The organism is Arthrobacter sp. FW306-1B-F12A (assembly GCF_058781865.1).
Window position 1 is genome coordinate 1 of sequence record NZ_JBYSXD010000030.1, and the last position, 17,907, is coordinate 17,907.

Consider the following 17,907-nt stretch of genomic DNA (forward strand, 5'->3'; position numbering starts at 1 on the left):
GCGGGGGTGGCGGTGGCGGGGGAAACGTCGTCAACGACCCCGCCGGCGCACGGCAATACGCGTCCTCCCGGCTCGGCGCCTATGGTTGGGGCCAGGACCAAATGCAGTGCCTGTCCTTGCTGTGGACCCAGGAATCAAGCTGGATGACGGACGCCACCAATCCCAGCAGCGGCGCTTACGGTGTAGCGCAGGCGCTGCCGCCGGACAAGTACTATTCGGCAGGCAGCGACTGGCTCAGCAACTACCGGACCCAGATCGATTGGGGCCTCGGCTATATCCGCGACCGTTACGGTTCGCCCTGCAACGCTTGGCAGCATGAGATGGGCTTCAACTGGTACTAGTCCGAGGGGCTACCCTAGATTGGTGAGTTCCCCTTCTGCAGCACCAGCACCAGCCCCCGTTCAGCAGCCCGCTCCGGGCCCTGTCGTCGATCCGGCACCCGAGCACGCGGCGAAGCGCACCTACCAGGTCCGCACCTTCGGTTGCCAAATGAATGTCCATGATTCCGAGCGCATGGCAGGGCTGCTCGAGGATGCAGGGTACGTGCCGTTCGACGGCGGCGTCGCCGACGTCGTGGTTTTCAACACCTGTGCCGTCCGTGAGAACGCCGACAACAAGCTTTATGGCAACCTCGGGGAACTCAAACAGGTCAAGGCCGCCCATCCTGGAATGCAGATTGCCGTCGGCGGATGCCTTGCGCAAAAGGACCGCGAAACCATCGTGCGCAAGGCGCCGTGGGTGGACGCAGTGTTCGGGACCCACAATGTAGGGGCGCTCCCGGCGTTGCTGGACAGGGCCCGCCACAACAACGAGGCACAGCTGGAAATCCTGGAGTCGCTGGACGTCTTCCCCTCCACCTTGCCGACCAAGCGCGACTCCGTGTACTCGGGCTGGGTTTCCATCTCCGTCGGGTGCAACAACACCTGCACCTTCTGCATCGTGCCGTCGCTCCGCGGCAAGGAGAAGGACCGACGTCCCGGCGAGATCCTCGCTGAAATCCAGGCGTTGGTGGACGACGGCGCCGTCGAGGTGACGCTGCTCGGGCAGAACGTGAACTCCTACGGCGTGGAATTCGGGGACCGTTTGGCTTTCTCCAAACTGCTCCGCGCCTGCGGTGATATCGAAGGCCTCGAGCGTGTCCGTTTCACGAGCCCGCACCCGGCTGCCTTCACCGACGACGTCATCGACGCGATGGCCGAGACCGCCAATGTCATGCCGCAGTTGCACATGCCCCTCCAGTCCGGTTCGGACAAGGTCCTCAAGGACATGCGCCGCTCCTACCGTTCGACCAAGTTCCTGGGGATCCTGGACAAAGTCCGCGACAAGATTCCCCACGCCGCGATCACCACCGATATCATCGTGGGCTTCCCCGGCGAGACGGAAGAGGACTTCCAAGCCACGCTCGACGTCGTCGAGAAGTCACGCTTCGCCTCAGCCTTCACCTTCCAGTACTCCAAGCGCCCGGGCACCCCGGCCGCGGACCTTCCGGACCAGCTGCCCAAGGCCGTTGTCCAGGAACGCTACGAGCGACTGACGGCCCTCCAGGACCGCATCGCAGCCGAGGAGAACGCGAAACAGCTCGGACGCCGGGTCGAGCTCCTTGTCACGGCCCAATCCGGCCGCAAGGCCGAGGAAACGCATCGCCTTTCGGGTCGTTCCCAGGACCAGCGCCTGGTCCACTTCTCCGTGCCGGAAGGCGCAGAGACTCCGCGGCCCGGCGATTTCGTCACCGTGACCATCACCGAGGCCGCTGCCTTCCACCTCGTCTCCGATCCGGAGACGACGGCGGACTACAGCTTGAGGCGCTCCCGTGCCGGCGACGCGTGGGACCGCGCGCAGGCCGATTCCTGCGGCGCTCCAGCCCCGAGTGCCTCGGGCGCAGGGTCCGGCGGCATCGGGTCTTCAGGTTCAAGGGCCGTCTCCCTCGGTATGCCGTCGCTCCCCGTACGACGCGGTTAGCCCGGCATGGCAGCAGTACCGGCCGGGTCAGCTGATCCGAATCCGCCCGTGATCGCCGTCGTCGGCCCCACCGGTTCCGGCAAGTCCGATCTCGCCGTCCACCTCGCCCTCGCGCTCGACGGCGAGGTCATCAACGCCGATGCCATGCAGTTCTACCGTGGAATGGACATCGGCACGGCCAAGATCACCGTCGCCGAACGCAGGGGAGTGCCCCACCACCTCCTGGACACGATGGATGTCACCGAGGAAGCCAGCGTCTCCGCTTTCCAGGCCGACTGCCGCGCCGCCATCCGTGATATCCATGGCCGAGGCAAGCGCGCCATCCTGGTGGGCGGCTCCGGCCTCTACGTCCGCGCAGCCTTGGATGTCCTGGAATTTCCCGGCACGGACCCCGGCGTGCGGCAGCGGCTGGAGCAGGAGCACGAAACCTCCGGTCTTCCAAGCCTCCAGGAACGCCTCCAACGCATCGACCCCGTGTCCGCCGGCAGGCTCGGCGACGCCCGCCGCGTCATCCGCGCGCTGGAAGTCTTCGAGCTCACCGGCCGCCCGTTCAGCTCCTTCATGCCGCAGCGCGAGTACTTCCAGCCGGCCGTGCAGATAGGGCTCGACGTCGACCGCGGGATACTGCGCGAGCGTTTGGCCGAGCGCGTGCTGAAGATGGTCGACGCGGGACTTCTTGAAGAGGTCGCGCGGCTGGACGCCGTCGGACTGCGGCAAGGCAAGACGGCATCGCGGGCGCTCGGATACGCGCAGTTCCTGAAGGTCCTCGACGGCGAATCCGACACAGCTGCCGCGGCCGAAGAAACCATCGTGGCCACCCGGCAATTCGCCCGGCGCCAACACACGTGGTTCCGGGCGGACCCCCGGATCCACTGGCTGGACTGGCAGGATACGGATTTGGTGGCCAAAGCCGCAGAAATCTGCGCGAGTCCGGCGTCGGTGATTTAGGCGCAACCCCCAGTACAGGTAGCCTTGAGCCATGGATGAAACCCTTGCATTTTCCGCCCCGCAGCCTGCCGCTGCCGGCGGTTCCGTACCCGCCTCCGGTCTTCACGGGCTGGCCTTCTCCAAGGGGCACGGTACGGGCAACGACTTCGTCCTCATTGCGGACCCCGAAGACGCACATCAGATCTCTCCGGAGCAGGTCGCAGCGCTCTGCAACCGCCACCTGGGCATTGGCGGGGACGGGCTCATCCGGGCAGTCCCGTCACGATTCCTGCCCGAAGGCCTCCAGCTGCTCGAAGCGGATGCCGCTGCCGAGTGGTTCATGGACTACCGCAACGGCGACGGCTCGTTGTCCGAAATGTGCGGCAACGGAGTCCGCGTCTTCGTCCAATTCCTGATCGAGCAGGGTCTTGTCACCCTCAACGCCGGTGAATCCCTGACCATCGGAACGCGCGGCGGCATCAAGAAGATTGTCCGGACCGCTGAGGGCTATGCGGTGGACATGGGTCCGTGGGAGTTCATTTTCCCCAAGGATGCCACCAGCAAGGCCATGGACTCCCTCGTGAGCGCCGACGGACTCGAAGTGGCCCGGCCTGCCCTTTCTGTCAGCATGGGCAATCCCCACACTGTGGTGGCGTTGGCCGAACTTTCAGAACTCAAATCCACGCAGCTCTTCAAGGCGCCCGTCGTCGATCCCAAGCCGGCAAACGGCACCAACGTCGAATTCGTGGTTCCCGCTGAGCCCCTCGTCCACGAAGGCGTAGGCAACATCACGATGCGAGTGCACGAACGCGGCGTCGGTGAGACCCAATCGTGCGGCACCGGCGCCTGCGCGGCCGCCGTCGCCATCCGGCACTGGGCCGGGGAAGGTGCTCCCGACACGTGGCGCGTCAACGTGCCGGGCGGCGTCGTCGGCGTGCGGTTCTTCCCCGGAGAAAGCGGCCGCGAACACGTGGAGCTCAGCGGCCCCGCCGTGATTGTCGCTAGCGGGACGCTTTCCTGACCCGCAGGACGCGGAAGGATTTCGACGTGCTTTCCCGGGACACCGCGAAGGAACCATCGAGGGTATCGGCCAGCCAGCGCTGAAGCGAGTCCGCGCCAAGGTTCTTCTGCACCACGAGCCAGGCGTTTCCACCCGGAGCGAGCCGCGGCAGCCAGGTGAGCAGCAGGCTGTGGAGTTCATCCTTGCCGATACGGATGGGCGGGTTTGACCAGATAGTGTCGAACGTCACGGCGGGATCGACCTCGTCGGGCAGGCTCGCGGTGACATTCCCGAGCTCCAGGAGCGCGGCGTTCTCGTTGGTCAAGGTGACGCAGCGTTCGTTGACGTCGACGGCGTGGACCTGAGCGTGCGGCGCCATGAGCCCCATGGTCAACGCAATGGGACCCCAGCCACAGCCGATGTCCAACAGGTTTCCCTGCGGCGCCGGCGGTGGAACCTCGGAGAGAAGGATCGCGGTTCCCTTGTCGATCCCGTCGGGGCTGAAGATGCCGCCCGATGTCTGGAGCCGGCGGGTCGCGCCGGCCAGTTCCACCGTGAGGGGCTTGCGGGTGAACGGCCCCGCGGGCTGTGCGCTGAAATAGTGAGCAGACTCCATAGCTTGCCAGATTAGTGGCCAGCAGCGGGCAAGGGAAACCGCGCACTGCTCCAGACTGCCCCGGCCCGGGCTTGACGAGGTCTGATAGCGTGGTTCGCATGTTCTTGATCTCCGAGTAACCGACTCCGTGTAGCCGGCACCGCCCGCGACGCAGGCCTGCAGTATGTGCAGCGCCATTCCGCCTTGGCATGTCCGTTCCGGACGCCGTTCTTGACGCCTGGACACTCAGCAGATCGTCCCCTCCCGCCCCTGGGATCTGTGCTCGCAATCCGCGCAGCCCGTCCGGTTGGAGATCCCAGGCCATCGGCAGAGGCTTGCCAGGCATCAGCCCTGCGCGAATTCCGCGCCACAAGAGACGAATCGGCACTATTCTGGAAGTGCCGAACCCCCTAAAAGGAGACCATGACCACGCAGAAGAACACCGGACCCGATTCCGACGCCCAGGACATGAGTCCTGAAGAAATCCAGGCTGTCATCGACCGGATTCTCTCCAAGGACGCACCTGCCATAGTTCAGGACCGCGACGAACCCCGAGGCGTGTTTGGCAAAGCCCAGGCAATTTCCCGCCTGGACGAAGAACACAGCATCTACGACGGCGATCAAGAGGACCTGGCCGAACGCCGGGCCCTGCGCCGTACCGCGGGGCTGTCCACGGAACTTGAAGATGTTACCGAGGTCGAATACCGGCAGCTGCGCCTTGAGCGCGTCGTGCTGGCAGGCCTCTGGACCGAAGGCACCCTGGCCGACGCCGAGAATTCCCTGAGGGAGCTCGCCGCCTTGGCCGAAACCGCCGGCTCGGAAGTCTTGGACGGCATCGTCCAGCGCCGCATGAAACCGGACCCCGGCACCTTCCTTGGCTCAGGCAAAGCCATGGAGCTCAAGGACATCGTGATGTCCACAGGAGCCGATACCGTGGTGGTCGACGCCGAACTGGCGCCATCCCAGCGGCGCGGCCTTGAAGACATCGTCAAGGTCAAGGTGGTGGACCGCACCACGTTGATCCTCGACATCTTCGCGCAGCATGCCAAGAGCCGCGAGGGCAAGGCCCAGGTTGAGCTCGCACAGTTGGAATACCTGTTGCCGCGCCTGCGTGGTTGGGGCGATTCCATGTCCCGCCAGGCCGGTGGCCAGGTGGGTGGCGCCGGTGCCGGCATGGGTTCCCGTGGTCCTGGTGAAACCAAGATCGAACTGGACCGCCGCCGAATCCGCACACGCATGGCCAAGCTGCGGCGCGAAATCGCCGCGATGAAGCCGTCGCGCGAGACCAAGCGGGCCAACCGCCGTCGTAATGCCGTTCCTTCGGTTGCCATCGCCGGTTACACGAACGCCGGAAAGTCGTCACTGCTCAACCGCCTGACGGATGCCGGTGTCCTCGTGGAGAACGCGTTGTTCGCCACCCTGGATCCGACGGTGCGCAAGGCCCAGACCCCTGACGGAATCGGCTACACGCTCTCGGACACCGTCGGCTTCGTGCGTTCGCTGCCCACCCAGCTCGTGGAGGCTTTCCGCTCCACGCTGGAAGAAGTGGCCGACGCCGATCTGATCCTCCACGTGGTGGACGTTTCGCATCCCGATCCGGAAGGCCAGATCGCGGCCGTCCGCACGGTGTTCAGCGAAGTAGATGCCCGGAAGATCCCGGAAATCATCGTCCTGAACAAGGCGGACGCCGCTGATCCGTTCGTCATTGAGCGGCTCAAGCAAAAAGAGCCACGCCACGTCGTCGTGTCCACCCGCACCGGGCAGGGCATTGCCGAGCTGCTCGGGGCTATCAGCGAGGCTATTCCGCGCCCTGGCGTGCGCCTTGAAGTCCTGATTCCGTACAACCGCGGCGAGCTCATCAACAAGCTGCACAACACCGACGCCGAAATCCTCAGCCTTGAGCATGAGGAGGAAGGCACCCGCGTGGTGGCCATGGTCCACGAGAACCTGGCAGCCGAGTTGGAGTCGTTCGTCAGCAATGGTTGATCCAGAGGCGGGGGAGCGCGGCGAAACCGTGGGGGAACGGACCGCCCTCGAACTCCTGGACAAAGCCGTTGCCGGCATGGGAGGCCAAAACCGCACGGGCCAGCACCAGATGGCCAGGCAGGTGGCGCGGGCGATCGAGACCGGCGAACACCTCCTGGTCCAGGCGGGCACTGGCACTGGCAAGTCCCTTGCGTACCTGATTCCGTTGATTGCGCACTCGATGGAGAGCAACAAGCCCACGCTCGTGTCCACGGCCACCTTGGCCCTGCAGACGCAGATCGTGGGCCGGGATCTGCCCCGGCTCCTGGAAACCATCAATCCGGAGCTGGAGCGCCCGGTCAGCATCGCCCTGGTCAAAGGCCGGGCCAACTATGTCTGCCGGCACAAGCTGGAGGGCGGGTTCCCCAGCGAGGAACCGGCTGAGGGGCAGCTGTTCTCCCTTGGCGAGGACACCAGCGTTCCGCATCTGGCCGCAGCCATCGGCGGGCCTGCCTCGCAGCTTGGCAAGGAAGTCGTGCGGCTGCGTGAATGGGCGGCGAAGACCACGACGGGGGACCGCGACGAACTCATGCCGGGCGTGACGGACCGGGCCTGGCGCCAGGTATCCGTCACGTCCATGGAGTGCCTCGGAGCGCAAAAGTGTCCGATGGCCGAGGAGTGCTTCAGCGAGCTCGCCCGCCACCGCGCCGCGGAGTCCGACGTCGTGGTCACCAACCACGCGATGCTCGCCGTCAGTGCCTTTGAAGGGCTGGCCGTCCTGCCCGAATACGACGTCGTGGTGGTGGACGAAGCACACGAGCTCCAGGACCGTGTGACCGGTGCCGTGTCCGGGCAGCTGTCCGTGGCGATGATCCATGCCGCGGCCTCCAGCGCCCGCAAACACACGGCCATCACCGTGGACGCGCTGAACGCCGCCGCGGATCGTTTGGAACTCGCGATCATGGGAGCGCCGTCCGGCCTCTTGCCCAACGGGCTCAATGACGAACAACTTGATGGCGTGGACCAGCTCCGGGAAGCGTGCCGTGCGGCGCTTTCCGATTCGAAGGGGGATTCGTCCAACGCGGTCGACGGCGGACGTCAGCTCGCGCGCTCACGGCTCATGCTGATCCTCGAGTTGTGCGAACGGCTGCTCTCCGCCCGGGAAAACAGGGAAGTCGTGTGGCTCTCCCGGAACAGCAGCTTCGATCCCCAGCAGGGCTACACGGCCCCCGACGAGGACTCGCCGGCGCTCATCAACATCGCGCCGCTCAGCGTCGCCGGACGCCTCCGCGAAGGGCTCTTCGCGGGCCATACCGTGGTGTTGACCTCTGCCACTTTGGCTATCGGGTCTGCATTCGAGGCCACAGCCGGAGGGCTGGGCTTGACTGGCCAGGGCGCCCCCAGCTGGACGGGCGTGGATGTCGGCTCGCCCTTCGACTACCCGAAGCAGGGCATGCTGTACGTCGCCAAGCACCTGCCCAAGCCGGGTCGCGGCACCTCGCCCGAAGCGTTGGACGAACTTGAAGAGCTCATCAAGGCCTCGCACGGCGGAGCTTTGTGCCTGTTCTCTTCCCGTCGTGCGGCTGAGGACGCCGCGGAAGCGATGCGGTCGCGCCTGGATGTGGACATCCTGTGCCAGGGAGAATCGACCATGGCCGCGCTGGTCAGGCAGTTTGCCGAGGAGGAGGACACCTGCCTGTTCGGCACCATGTCCCTCTGGCAGGGCGTCGACGTTCCCGGCGGTTCATGCCGGCTGGTCGTGATTGACCGGATCCCGTTCCCTCGCCCGGACGATCCCCTGATGACGGCACGGTCCCGCGCGGTCGCCCAGGCCGGGGGCAACGGTTTCATGGCAGTGTCTGCAACGCACGCGGCCATTCGGCTGGCACAAGGGGCCGGCCGCCTCATCCGTTCAACGGGGGACAAGGGGGTCGTGGCAGTACTGGATTCACGGCTTTCGACGGAGCGCTACGGCAACTTCCTCAGGGCAGCGTTGCCGCCCTTCTGGCCCACCACGGACCGTTCAGTGGTGCGCGGTGCCCTCGAACGTCTTTACGCCGAGTCGGCCACGGACTAAGGCAGGGGCCCCTGGGTGAGGGTGCCTTAGAGCGAGCGCGTCCTAGAGTGAGCGCAGGACCGAGACGACTTTGCCCATGATGGTGGCATGGTCGCCCAGGATGGGTTCGTACTGCGTGTTCTGCGGGAGCAGCCACGTGTGGCCGTCGCGCTGCCGGAAGGTCTTGACGGTGGCTTCGTCGTCCAGGAGTGCGGCCACGATGTCGCCGTTGAGTGCGTCGTTTTGACGCCGCACTACCACCCAGTCTCCATCGCAGATAGCGGCGTCGATCATGGAATCACCGGCGACCTTGAGCATGAAGAGCTCGCCATGGCCTACCAATTGCCGGGGCAGAGGCAGGACGTCCTCAACGGTCTGGTCGGCCAGGATGGGCCCACCGGCAGCAATGCGCCCGACGAGGGGAACCATGGCCGTGTCACTGGCACTCGCGAGTTCCGTGACGGCCAGGCCGCCGGCGCTGCGGAGTTTCGCCGGCGCTTCAACGCCGGGGATGGCGGAGCCGCCGTCCAGGGTCAACGGCATGAGGACTTCCATGGCGCGTGGACGCTTGGGATCGCGGCGAAGATAACCGAGCTTCTCGAGCTGCGACAACTGGTGGGTGACGCTGGACAAGCTGGCCAGGCCGACCGTGTCTCCGATTTCGCGCATCGACGGCGGATACCCGTGATCGTTCACTGAACGTTGGATGGTCTCCAGGATTTTCTTCTGGCGGACGGTCAGGCTCTTGGGGGCCTTCTGCGGCTGCTGGCTCCGCGCTGAGGCCGACCCGCTGCCAGTGGCTTTCGCTGCCATGTTCGCCAACACCCTTCCGTTCCGTCCGCGCGGCCCTGAGGGGCTTGCCGGGACTGTCGGCCTGAAATGTCAGACCCTCCTGTTGCACTGATTCAGTGCTCGTTCCTTCACTCAAACGTAGGGCAGGCGCAGGCGTTTATCAAACATTTGTTCTAGCGAGTCTCGACATCGTTCGTTGATAAGTGCTAAAAATGTCATAGCAAGGTTCGAATATGTGTTCTATAAAAGTGGTGCGGGGTCCGGGTGTTCGCCCGAATCGTTCGAAGACAACAACGAACAACCGTCCTGCAAGCACTGAATGAAGGCAAGAATTGGCAGCCGCAACCAGAGATTCCGGAACGCGGCATTGTTCAGAAGGGCTCAGCTCATGTCCGCAAACACCATCACCCACACACCCGGCCACGGTGCGCCGGCGGGCCGGCTCCGCCTGACCCGCAGGGGCCGCATGGTCTTCTTCGGCGTCCCGGCCATGCTCCTGGTTGCAGCGCTCCTTAGCTTGGCGGGATTCCTGAATTCGCCGGCCAAGGCTGCTGATTCCGCCGCTGAACTGCAGCCCACCTCCAGCACGAGCGTCACGGTACAAGTGGGCCAGTCCTTGTGGGGGATTGCGGGAAGCGCCGCACCGTCCCGGGATCCACGCGACGTCGTTGCGGAGATCATCCAGCTGAACAACCTCCAGGACGGCCACATCGTGCCCGGCCAGCAGCTGTTCATTCCTTCGACTTAGCGGCAACTTGGACCGGGTTGCCCGGCCCCTGGACGGTCTCCGTGCCGTCACAGTTTCAGGGCATCCGCCGCGGCACCTTAAACTGTCATGGTGAGTGACCAGCTTGAGCGACTTGACCGACTTCCCCTCCGGACCAACCTTCGCGGCCTGAGCCCCTATGGCGCGCCGCAGCTTGATGTTCCGATTTTGCTCAACGTCAACGAAAACACGCATGGCGTCCCAGCGGACGTTCAGGCGGCCATCACCGAAGCGGTCGCGGCAGCCGCCACCGGACTGAACCGCTATCCGGACCGCGAGTTCACCGAATTGCGCGAGGCCCTTGCGGAATACCTTGGCCACGACCTTTCGGCCGAGAACATCTGGGCAGCCAACGGCTCCAATGAAGTACTCCAGCAGATCCTCCAGGTCTTCGGCGGCCCGGGCAGGTCCGCGCTCGGTTTCCCGCCGACGTACTCCATGTACCCTTTGCTCGCGAGCGGAACCGACACTGCATACATCGCTGGTATTCGCGCCGAAGACTATGGCCTCGATGCGGCCTCGGCGGCCGCGCAGGTCCGTGAACTCAAGCCGAATGTCGTGTTCCTTTGCTCCCCGAACAACCCCACCGGCACGGGACTTGGCCTGGACGTTGTCGAAGCCGTGTACGACGCCGGCGAGGCGAGCCGGACCGTGGTGATCGTGGACGAGGCCTACCACGAGTTCGCCCACGACAACACGCCAAGCGCGTTGACGCTCCTCCCCGGCCGGGAGCGCCTTATTGTGTCCCGGACCATGAGCAAGGCGTTCGCCCTCGCCGGTGCGCGCATCGGCTACATGGCAGCCGCCCCCGAGGTCGCCGACGCCATCCGTCTGGTACGCCTTCCATATCACCTCTCCGCCATCACGCAGGCGACCGCACTGGCGGCCCTCCGTCACCGAGAAGCCCTCATGGCGGACGTCGAGGACATCAAGGTCCAGCGCGATCGCATTGTCAGCGAGTTGACCCGCATGGGCTTCAAGCCGGCCGCCTCGGATTCGAACTACGTATTTTTCGGTGGAATCGAGAATCCCCACGCCCTGTGGCAAGGCCTGCTGGAGCGCGGAGTCCTGATCCGCGACGTCGGCATCCCGGGCCACCTCCGCGTCACCGCCGGCACGGAGCCTGAAACCACTGCATTCCTCAAGGCGCTCGAAGCCTTGCTGGACGGCCAGGTCTCCGCACCGGCCTAGACTTGAACAAGTCCCACCACTCCTTCCTCCTAAGGACATATCGATGAGCGAAAACGGCGCCAGCACGGCGGCCGCCCGGACAGCACGCATGGAACGCACCACCAGCGAATCCTCCGTCCTGGTTGAAATCAACCTCGACGGCACGGGCGTCTCGGATATCAGCACCTCGGTGCCGTTCTATGACCACATGCTGACGGCGCTCTGCAAGCATTCGCTCATCGACATGACCGTCAAGGCGAGCGGAGACACCCACATCGACGCCCACCACACCGTGGAGGACGTTGCCATTACCTTCGGCGAGGTCCTGCGCACCGCCTTGGGTAACAAAGCAGGGATCCGTCGCTTCGGCGAGGCCACGGTCCCGTTGGATGAAGCGTTGGCCCACGCCGTCGTCGACGTCTCCGGACGTCCTTACCTGGTCCACGGCGGTGAGCCCGCAGGGCAGGAGTACCACCTGATCGGTGGACACTTCACCGGTTCGCTGACGCGCCACGTCTTTGAGGCCATCACCTTGCACGCCGGTATCTGCCTCCACATGAATGTCCTGGCCGGCCGGGATCCGCACCACATCGTGGAGGCCCAGTTCAAGGCCTTTGCCCGTGCACTCCGTTCCGCCGTCGAGTCCGACCCCCGTGTCGAAGGCATTCCGTCCACCAAGGGTGCCTTGTGAGTGGGCAGATCCTCAAGGACGGCGCTGTGGTCGATCCGAAGGCTGCCAGCCGCATCGTCTCGCCCGAGGGAAAGCCGACCGTAACGGTCCTTGACTACGGCTCGGGCAACGTCCGCTCGGCGGTCCGCGCGCTTGAGCGTGCCGGAGCGGCAGTCACGTTGAGCGCCAAACCAGAAGACGTCCTGAACGCCGATGGTCTCCTGGTCCCCGGCGTCGGCGCCTTCGAAACGGTGATGCGCGAACTCAAGGCAGTGGACGCGATCCGGATGATCGGCCGTCGCGTTGCCGGAGGCCGGCCAGTCCTGGGTATCTGCGTAGGGCTCCAGGTCCTGTTCGAGGCCGGAGTGGAGCACGGTACCGAGGCCGAAGGCATGGGCGAGTGGCCCGGCAAAGTGGAACTCCTGCCTGCCCCCGTTGTGCCGCACATGGGCTGGAACACTGTGGACGTGCCGGAAGGCTCGAAGCTGTTCGCCGGCGTCGAGCACGAACGCTTCTATTTTGTGCACTCGTATGGCGTACAGAAGTGGGAATTCGACGTTGTCCAGCCCCGCATGGCTCCGCCGAAGGTGACGTGGTCCGAACACGGCGCCCCCTTTATCGCCGCCGTGGAAAACGGACCGTTGTGTGCCACGCAATTCCACCCCGAGAAGTCGGGCGACGCAGGAGCCCGGCTCCTGCGCAACTGGGTTGAGGGTTTGCGCCCGCAAGCAAAAACCCAGCCGCAGCCGACCGAGGCCGGAGGCGCTGCCTGATATGTGGTCCGTTATCTTCATGGGCGCGGCCGGGCTGCTGGTTGGCGGCGGAATCTCCTTCCACCAGCAGAAACGCCCCGCCTGGGTCTCCATTTCGTTCTACGTACTCGCTGGCTTGGCTCTGCTAGCCGCCTACCTCTTCACTTTGCCTGCAAAATAAGTTGCCGGGCAACTGACGCCCGTCCCCACAACACCGAGGACTTCAATGACCACCGCCTCCGAACTGCCCGTTCTGGAACTCCTGCCCGCCGTCGACATCGTGGACGGCCAGGCCGTTCGTCTCCTTCAGGGAGAAGCCGGCTCCGAGACCAGTTACGGCACCCCGCTGGAAGCGGCGCTGAACTGGCAGAACGCCGGAGCCGAGTGGGTGCACATGGTGGACCTTGACGCGGCGTTCGGACGCGGCAACAACGCCGGCCTCATCAGCGAGGTCGTCTCGCAGCTGAACGTCAAGGTGGAGCTGTCCGGCGGACTGCGCGACGACGAATCCCTTGAGCGCGCGCTTGAGCTCGGCGTCGCCCGCGTGAACCTCGGAACCGCCGCGCTGGAGAATCCGGAATGGACCCGCCGGGCCATCGACCGCTTCGGTGACAAGATCGCCGTCGGGCTCGACGTCCGTGGAACGACGCTCGCAGGCCGGGGCTGGACCAAGGAAGGCGGGGACCTCTGGGAGGTGCTGGCCCGCCTTGAGGATGCCGGCTGCGCCCGCTACGTGGTCACCGACGTCACGAAGGACGGGACACTGCAGGGACCCAACGTCGAGCTGTTGCGCCAGATGGTCGAAAAGACCGGCAAGCCAGTTGTCGCGTCGGGCGGCATCTCCAGCCTTGAGGACCTGCGCGTCCTGCGGGAGCTCGTACCGCTTGGGGTCGAAGGAGCGATCGTCGGCAAGGCGCTGTATGCCGGTGCCTTTACGCTCCCGGAAGCGCTGGACGTCGCCGGCCGCCGCTGATGTCTCACGATCCACAGTTCCCGGCAGCTGATCAGGCTTCGACTCCGGCACCCCGGCAGTTGCCCGGGCACATCGCTGCGGCCCTGGCAGGTGCTGGCGGCGCAGGCGATTCTGCCGGCCAGCCCTGGGCAGGCCGCGACCTGAGCGGCGACGCCGCAAAGATCCATAATTTCGAGGACGACGACGGAACGGCCGACGCCGGATACCTCGCCGCCGTCGCGGCTCTGCTCGCCGGAACCGGCAGCGAGGCCGGTGTGGTGGCTTCGTTGGCAACGGCGAGGGTGTTCGTCCCGGTGGTGGCCCAGCTCGCTGAGGAAGCCGAGGGCGTGGACGGACTCCATGCGGACAAGCAGGCCGACATGGCGCTCGTGACATTGAAGGCGCCTGATGGCCGCACGGCCATGCCGGTGTTCACGTCGGCGGCCGCCCTTGAAGCCTGGCATCCGCAGGCCCGTCCCGTCGCTGTTTATGCGGCCCGGGCGGCCCTGTCTGCCGTCTCCGAAGGAGCCCAGCTGCTCGTCCTGGATCCCGGTTCGGATGTCACCTTCGTCGTCCGCCGGCCTGCCATGTGGTCACTGGCACAGCAGCGCGACTGGACGCCGTCGTACCTTGATGATGAACTGGAGTCTGCTCTCAATTCCCTGGCAGGGATGTACCCGGCCGTGCGGCGCCTGGAGGTGCGGCCGGGATCTGGAATGGCTTCGCGCACGGCTGACGGATCGGCCATGGCCGGCGGGGGACCCGGCCCCGAATTGCGCGTGGTGCTGTACCTCGAAGACGGCCTGGACGCCGCCGCGGTGCAGGATCTCGTCTCCGGACTGAACGGGCGTTGGGCGCAGAACGAATTGTTCGCCGAGCGGGTTGACTCGATCGAGGTCAGCTTGCAGCGGGCGGCACAGTAGCCGAAGGCACAGGGGGAACGTCCTTGTCCTGCCCTCGGCAGAACAGAGGATGAGCTCGTGAATTTCTCTCTCTACCGGGAGATGCTGTCCATCACGTCCGTGCGGCGTCTCCTGCTGGTGGGCATGGTGGCCCGCATACCGCACTCGGCAGCGGGAGTCCTGCTCACCCTGCACATCGTGCTGACTTTGGGCAAGGGATATGCCGCCGCCGGTGCTGCCGCGGCGGTATTCACCATCGGCATCGCGATCGGCGCTCCGTGGCGGGGGCGGCGCGTGGACACTGTCGGCCTGCGCAAGGCGCTTATTCCTTCCGTTGTGTCTGAGTTGGTGATTTGGTCCGTGGTGCCGCACGTCAGTTACGAATGGATCCTCCCACTTGTCTTCGTCGGGGGCCTGTTGACGCTGCCCATCTTCAGCGTCATCCGCCAGTCCCTGGGGGTGCTGGTTGACGGCGAGCAGCGGCGTTCGGCCTATGCGCTGGACTCCATTGGCACCGAAGTGGTCTTCATGATCGGCCCCGCGGTGGGCGCGGTCGTGGCTACCAGCGGGTTCACGGTCCTCGGCCTGACCATCGTGGGTGTGTGCACGTCGGCCGCCGGGCTCTTCCTTCTCTGGTTCAACCCGCCCACCCGCAGCGAGGGCGTCCTGGACGCCGGCCAGACGGCCGACCGGGATGCCGATGAGCTTCATGCGGCCGAAGCCGCGGTGGTGGCATCGGCTCCGGCCCATCTTCAGGAGGCGGCTTCGGAGATGGCTCCGACAGTGTCGCAACCTTCCGGGTTGCGGGGAAAGATGGCCCGGAACTTCACATGGTTCACCGCGGCGGTAGCCGCCGTGTTCGCCGTCGCCGCAGGATCCGGAATGGTCCTGAGCGGCACCGACGTCGGAATCGTCGCGGTGTTGCAGCGCGGCGGGCACGAGAGCGAGATCGGAATTGTCTTCGTCTTCTGGTGCGCCTCATCGGTAGTCGGCGGGCTCATCTACGGCGCCATGCACCGGCCCGTCTCGCCCATCCTGCTCCTGCTGGGAATGGCGGCATTGACCATCCCGATGGGTTTCGCCGGGGACACGTGGACCCTTGCATTGTTGTCTCTGCTTCCCGGCCTGCTCTGCGCGCCGGTGCTGTCCGCGGCGTCGGAAAAGGTCGCCGACATCGTGGATGAGGAACGGCGCGGCGAGGCCATGGGCTGGTACGGCTCGGCCCTCACTGCAGGCGTGGCTTTCGGTTCGCCCGTCGCGGGCCTCTTCATCGACGGCGTGGGGCCGTGGGCCGGCTTCGTCGCCATCGGGACGGCGGGAGTGGTGTTGTGCCTTGCCGGGTTGTTCCTCCAGCTGCGTCGGCGCCGGAGCATGACCATCACCCAGACGGGCGCGGGAGACCCCGCCACCTGAGTCGCGCCTAAGCCGCCAAACGACGACGGCGGGCCGGCCAAAGGGGCCAGCCCGCCGTCGCGGTCGTACAGATAGTCCGGATCAGTTGACCGGGCCGGTGAACTTTTCGCCCGGGCCCTTGCCCGGCTCGTCCGGGATCAGGGACGCCTCGCGGAACGCAAGCTGTAGGGAGCGGAGGCCGTCGCGCAAGGGGCCGGCGTGCTGCGAACCGATTTCCGGTGCTGCGGCGGTGACGAGTCCGGCCAAGGCGGTGATCAGCTTGCGGGCCTCGTCCAGGTCCTTGAGCTCTTCGGCCTCGGGGTCGTCGGCCAAGCCCACTTTGACGGCTGCCGCGCTCATGAGGTGAACGGCGCCGGTGGTGATGACCTCAACAGCCGGAACTTCCGAAATGTCGCGGATCTGCTGGCTTACTCCGGCACCAGTGCCGGCGGGCTCGTGGTCGAGGGAATTGCTGTCTGAAGTGCTCATGCTGGTAAGCTTGTCACAGACCGACTGGAAGTTGCCATTTTCCATGGCTCACGCAGCGCTCGGCCACCCACCGTTAATGTGCGGTTGGTTGCCGATTTCTGTAGAATTGATTTTCAGTTTGCAAGCGGAGTTCTCTCCCACCCGCGTCAGCCGTTTCCCTTCGGGGATGTAAGTTGCCGGGTACCTGGTCGGACACCGTTCAAGGTCAGCCTTGGATGGTGCGAACGCCTCCCTTGAGGGGCCGTTTCCGATCTTCGAGGCCTTCGATTGCGCCAGCAATTGGGGGCCTTCTCTATTTGCCGGTGGAATACTCATCACAACAACAGGAGCTTTGACATTAGCGAGCCAAGAATCAATGAGCGTATCCGCGTCCCCGAGGTGCGTTTGGTCGGCCCTGCCGGCGAACAGGTTGGAATCGTCCGTATTGAGGACGCCCTGCGTCTGGCTGCCGAGGCTGACCTGGATCTCGTTGAAGTTGCACCGCAGGCGAAGCCTCCGGTGTGCAAGCTGATGGACTTCGGCAAGTACAAGTACGAAGCCGCTGTTAAAGCCCGTGAGGCCCGCAAGAACCAGACCAACACGGTCCTCAAGGAAATCCGCTTCCGCCTGAAGATCGATACCCACGACTACGAGACCAAGCGCGGCCACGCGCTTCGCTTCCTGGGTGCCGGTGACAAGGTGAAAGCCATGATCCAGTTCCGCGGACGTGAGCAGCAGCGCCCTGAAATGGGCATCCGCCTGTTGCAGCGCTTCGCTGAGGACGTTGCCGAAGTCGGCGTGATTGAGTCCAGCCCGCGCATCGATGGCCGCAACATGGTCATGGTGATCGGTCCGCTGAAAAACAAGGCCGAGGCCAAGGCCGAGGCCCGCCGCGCGGCGCAGCGTGCAGAGGCCAAGGCCCAGAATGAAGCCAAGGCCGCAGGCCGGATTGACGTTTCAGGCGAGGATGCTCCCCTGACCCAGTCACTCGCGGACTTGCTGCCGGCGGAACTCCTGGCCCAGGCCGAGGAAACCCAGGCCGAGGAGACCGTATCGGAAGCCGTTGAGGCGGAGGCCGCTGAAGTCGAAGAGACTCCGGTCGCTGAGGAAACGGTTGTCGAAGAGGCTCCCGTGGTTGAAGCAGCTCCGGTGGTCGAGAAGGCTCCTGTAGTTGAAGCAGCTCCTGTAGTTGAAGCAGCTCCAGTTGTCGAAAAGGCTCCCGCGGTTGAAGCAGCTCCCGTTGTCGCGCCGGCGCCCGCAAAGGCACCGGCACCGGCAAAGGCACCTGAGCAGGCAGCTTCGAAGCCTGTTGTGCCGGCTGCCCCCAAGCCTGCTGCCACACCAGTACCGAAACCGATGGCGAAGCCCGCGGTTCCGAAGCCTGCAGCTCGGCCGGCAGCCCCCAAGGCCGCTCCGAAGCCAGCGGCACGCAAGACCAACTAGTCACGCCGCAGGAGGCATTCCCTCCGCCCGGCACGAAAGCAGCAGCCGCCTCCTATGGGGTGGCTGCACGAAAGAACTGCAGACCCAGTCTGCGGACA

Annotated in this window: 18 protein-coding genes; 15 read left to right on the forward strand and 3 right to left on the reverse strand. The window is 65.3% G+C overall.

What is annotated here, in order from left to right; translation table 11 throughout:
* The 4 genes from AC3WJU_RS14610 to dapF form a co-directional block, all read left to right on the forward strand.
* On the forward strand, positions 1–341 hold a 341-nt coding region (locus tag AC3WJU_RS14610; RefSeq protein ID WP_492260197.1), incomplete at its 5' end, for an aggregation-promoting factor C-terminal-like domain-containing protein.
* 22 nt (positions 342–363) lie between these two features.
* Entirely contained in the window at positions 364–1,959 is a 1,596-nt protein-coding gene (gene miaB / locus AC3WJU_RS14615; protein ID WP_441433222.1) for a tRNA (N6-isopentenyl adenosine(37)-C2)-methylthiotransferase MiaB, read from the forward strand.
* Positions 1,960–1,965: 6 nt separating this feature from the next.
* On the forward strand, positions 1,966–2,907 hold the full coding sequence (miaA, locus tag AC3WJU_RS14620) for a tRNA (adenosine(37)-N6)-dimethylallyltransferase MiaA (protein ID WP_306962862.1): 942 nt from the start codon (positions 1,966–1,968) through the stop codon (positions 2,905–2,907).
* Positions 2,908–2,938: 31 nt separating this feature from the next.
* Positions 2,939–3,907 (forward strand): diaminopimelate epimerase, encoded by a 969-nt coding sequence (gene dapF, locus AC3WJU_RS14625; protein ID WP_492260198.1) that lies wholly within the window; start codon positions 2,939–2,941, stop codon positions 3,905–3,907.
* On the opposite strand, the gene AC3WJU_RS14630 is transcribed toward dapF, so the two are convergent.
* Positions 3,888–4,502, reverse strand: a complete 615-nt coding sequence (locus tag AC3WJU_RS14630; RefSeq protein ID WP_059387802.1) for a class I SAM-dependent methyltransferase — start codon at positions 4,500–4,502, stop codon at positions 3,888–3,890. The genes dapF and AC3WJU_RS14630 overlap by 20 nt on opposite strands.
* A gap of 402 nt (positions 4,503–4,904) precedes the next feature.
* Here AC3WJU_RS14630 and hflX point away from each other — a divergent pair, with 402 nt between their 5' ends.
* Together hflX and AC3WJU_RS14640 are read left to right on the forward strand one after the other, a co-directional pair.
* Positions 4,905–6,467: a GTPase HflX gene (gene hflX, locus AC3WJU_RS14635; protein WP_284753588.1), complete on the forward strand. Its 1,563-nt coding sequence runs from the start codon at positions 4,905–4,907 to the stop codon at positions 6,465–6,467.
* Positions 6,460–8,523, forward strand: coding sequence for an ATP-dependent DNA helicase (locus tag AC3WJU_RS14640; protein WP_307053491.1), 2,064 nt, complete (start codon positions 6,460–6,462; stop codon positions 8,521–8,523). The genes hflX and AC3WJU_RS14640 overlap by 8 nt, the downstream gene beginning before the upstream one ends.
* A gap of 42 nt (positions 8,524–8,565) precedes the next feature.
* Here the strand turns inward: AC3WJU_RS14640 and lexA are convergent, their stop codons facing one another.
* Positions 8,566–9,315, reverse strand: coding sequence for a transcriptional repressor LexA (gene lexA / locus AC3WJU_RS14645; protein ID WP_492260199.1), 750 nt, complete (start codon positions 9,313–9,315; stop codon positions 8,566–8,568).
* Positions 9,316–9,682: 367 nt separating this feature from the next.
* On the opposite strand from lexA, the gene AC3WJU_RS14650 reads away from it, so the two are divergent.
* The 8 genes from AC3WJU_RS14650 to AC3WJU_RS14685 all read left to right on the forward strand — a co-directional run bounded on the left by AC3WJU_RS14650 (position 9,683) and on the right by AC3WJU_RS14685 (position 15,919).
* A complete protein-coding gene (locus AC3WJU_RS14650; RefSeq protein ID WP_492260200.1) occupies positions 9,683–10,042 on the forward strand; it encodes a LysM peptidoglycan-binding domain-containing protein in 360 nt (119 codons plus the stop codon).
* A 90-nt stretch (positions 10,043–10,132) separates the two neighbouring features.
* Entirely contained in the window at positions 10,133–11,251 is a 1,119-nt protein-coding gene (locus tag AC3WJU_RS14655) for a histidinol-phosphate transaminase (RefSeq protein WP_492260201.1), read from the forward strand.
* Between the two features lie 43 nt (positions 11,252–11,294).
* Entirely contained in the window at positions 11,295–11,921 is a 627-nt protein-coding gene (hisB, locus tag AC3WJU_RS14660) for an imidazoleglycerol-phosphate dehydratase HisB (protein WP_059387799.1), read from the forward strand.
* On the forward strand, positions 11,918–12,673 hold the full coding sequence (gene hisH / locus AC3WJU_RS14665; RefSeq protein WP_059387798.1) for an imidazole glycerol phosphate synthase subunit HisH: 756 nt from the start codon (positions 11,918–11,920) through the stop codon (positions 12,671–12,673). Before hisB ends, hisH begins: the two co-directional genes overlap by 4 nt.
* 1 nt (position 12,674) lies before the next feature.
* Positions 12,675–12,833, forward strand: a complete 159-nt coding sequence (locus tag AC3WJU_RS14670) for a hypothetical protein (RefSeq protein WP_172465499.1) — start codon at positions 12,675–12,677, stop codon at positions 12,831–12,833.
* 45 nt (positions 12,834–12,878) lie between these two features.
* Positions 12,879–13,625: a bifunctional 1-(5-phosphoribosyl)-5-((5-phosphoribosylamino)methylideneamino)imidazole-4-carboxamide isomerase/phosphoribosylanthranilate isomerase PriA gene (gene priA, locus AC3WJU_RS14675; RefSeq protein WP_059387797.1), complete on the forward strand. Its 747-nt coding sequence runs from the start codon at positions 12,879–12,881 to the stop codon at positions 13,623–13,625.
* On the forward strand, positions 13,625–14,527 hold the full coding sequence (locus tag AC3WJU_RS14680) for an SseB family protein (protein ID WP_441433228.1): 903 nt from the start codon (positions 13,625–13,627) through the stop codon (positions 14,525–14,527). The genes priA and AC3WJU_RS14680 overlap by 1 nt, the downstream gene beginning before the upstream one ends.
* A 57-nt stretch (positions 14,528–14,584) precedes the next feature.
* A complete protein-coding gene (locus tag AC3WJU_RS14685; protein ID WP_492260202.1) occupies positions 14,585–15,919 on the forward strand; it encodes an MFS transporter in 1,335 nt (444 codons plus the stop codon).
* An 81-nt stretch (positions 15,920–16,000) separates the two neighbouring features.
* Here AC3WJU_RS14685 and AC3WJU_RS14690 read toward each other — a convergent pair whose 3' ends face one another.
* Entirely contained in the window at positions 16,001–16,387 is a 387-nt protein-coding gene (locus AC3WJU_RS14690; protein ID WP_284989317.1) for a DUF1844 domain-containing protein, read from the reverse strand.
* Positions 16,388–16,765: 378 nt separating this feature from the next.
* Between AC3WJU_RS14690 and infC the strand changes: the two genes are divergently transcribed.
* Positions 16,766–17,809, forward strand: a complete 1,044-nt coding sequence (infC, locus tag AC3WJU_RS14695; protein WP_059387795.1) for a translation initiation factor IF-3 — start codon at positions 16,766–16,768, stop codon at positions 17,807–17,809.
* Positions 17,810–17,907 lie beyond the last annotated feature (98 nt).

Coding starts and splice junctions, on each gene's coding strand:
- priA (WP_059387797.1), top strand. CDS start 12,879: ATGACCACCGCCTCCGAACTGCCCGTTCTGGAACTCCTGCCCGCCGTC.
- AC3WJU_RS14680 (WP_441433228.1), top strand. CDS start 13,625: ATGTCTCACGATCCACAGTTCCCGGCAGCTGATCAGGCTTCGACTCCG.
- dapF (WP_492260198.1), top strand. CDS start 2,939: ATGGATGAAACCCTTGCATTTTCCGCCCCGCAGCCTGCCGCTGCCGGC.
- hflX (WP_284753588.1), top strand. CDS start 4,905: ATGACCACGCAGAAGAACACCGGACCCGATTCCGACGCCCAGGACATG.
- AC3WJU_RS14650 (WP_492260200.1), top strand. CDS start 9,683: ATGTCCGCAAACACCATCACCCACACACCCGGCCACGGTGCGCCGGCG.
- miaA (WP_306962862.1), top strand. CDS start 1,966: ATGGCAGCAGTACCGGCCGGGTCAGCTGATCCGAATCCGCCCGTGATC.
- AC3WJU_RS14670 (WP_172465499.1), top strand. CDS start 12,675: ATGTGGTCCGTTATCTTCATGGGCGCGGCCGGGCTGCTGGTTGGCGGC.
- AC3WJU_RS14640 (WP_307053491.1), top strand. CDS start 6,460: ATGGTTGATCCAGAGGCGGGGGAGCGCGGCGAAACCGTGGGGGAACGG.
- AC3WJU_RS14690 (WP_284989317.1), bottom strand. CDS start 16,387: ATGAGCACTTCAGACAGCAATTCCCTCGACCACGAGCCCGCCGGCACT.
- lexA (WP_492260199.1), bottom strand. CDS start 9,315: ATGGCAGCGAAAGCCACTGGCAGCGGGTCGGCCTCAGCGCGGAGCCAG.
- hisB (WP_059387799.1), top strand. CDS start 11,295: ATGAGCGAAAACGGCGCCAGCACGGCGGCCGCCCGGACAGCACGCATG.
- AC3WJU_RS14630 (WP_059387802.1), bottom strand. CDS start 4,502: ATGGAGTCTGCTCACTATTTCAGCGCACAGCCCGCGGGGCCGTTCACC.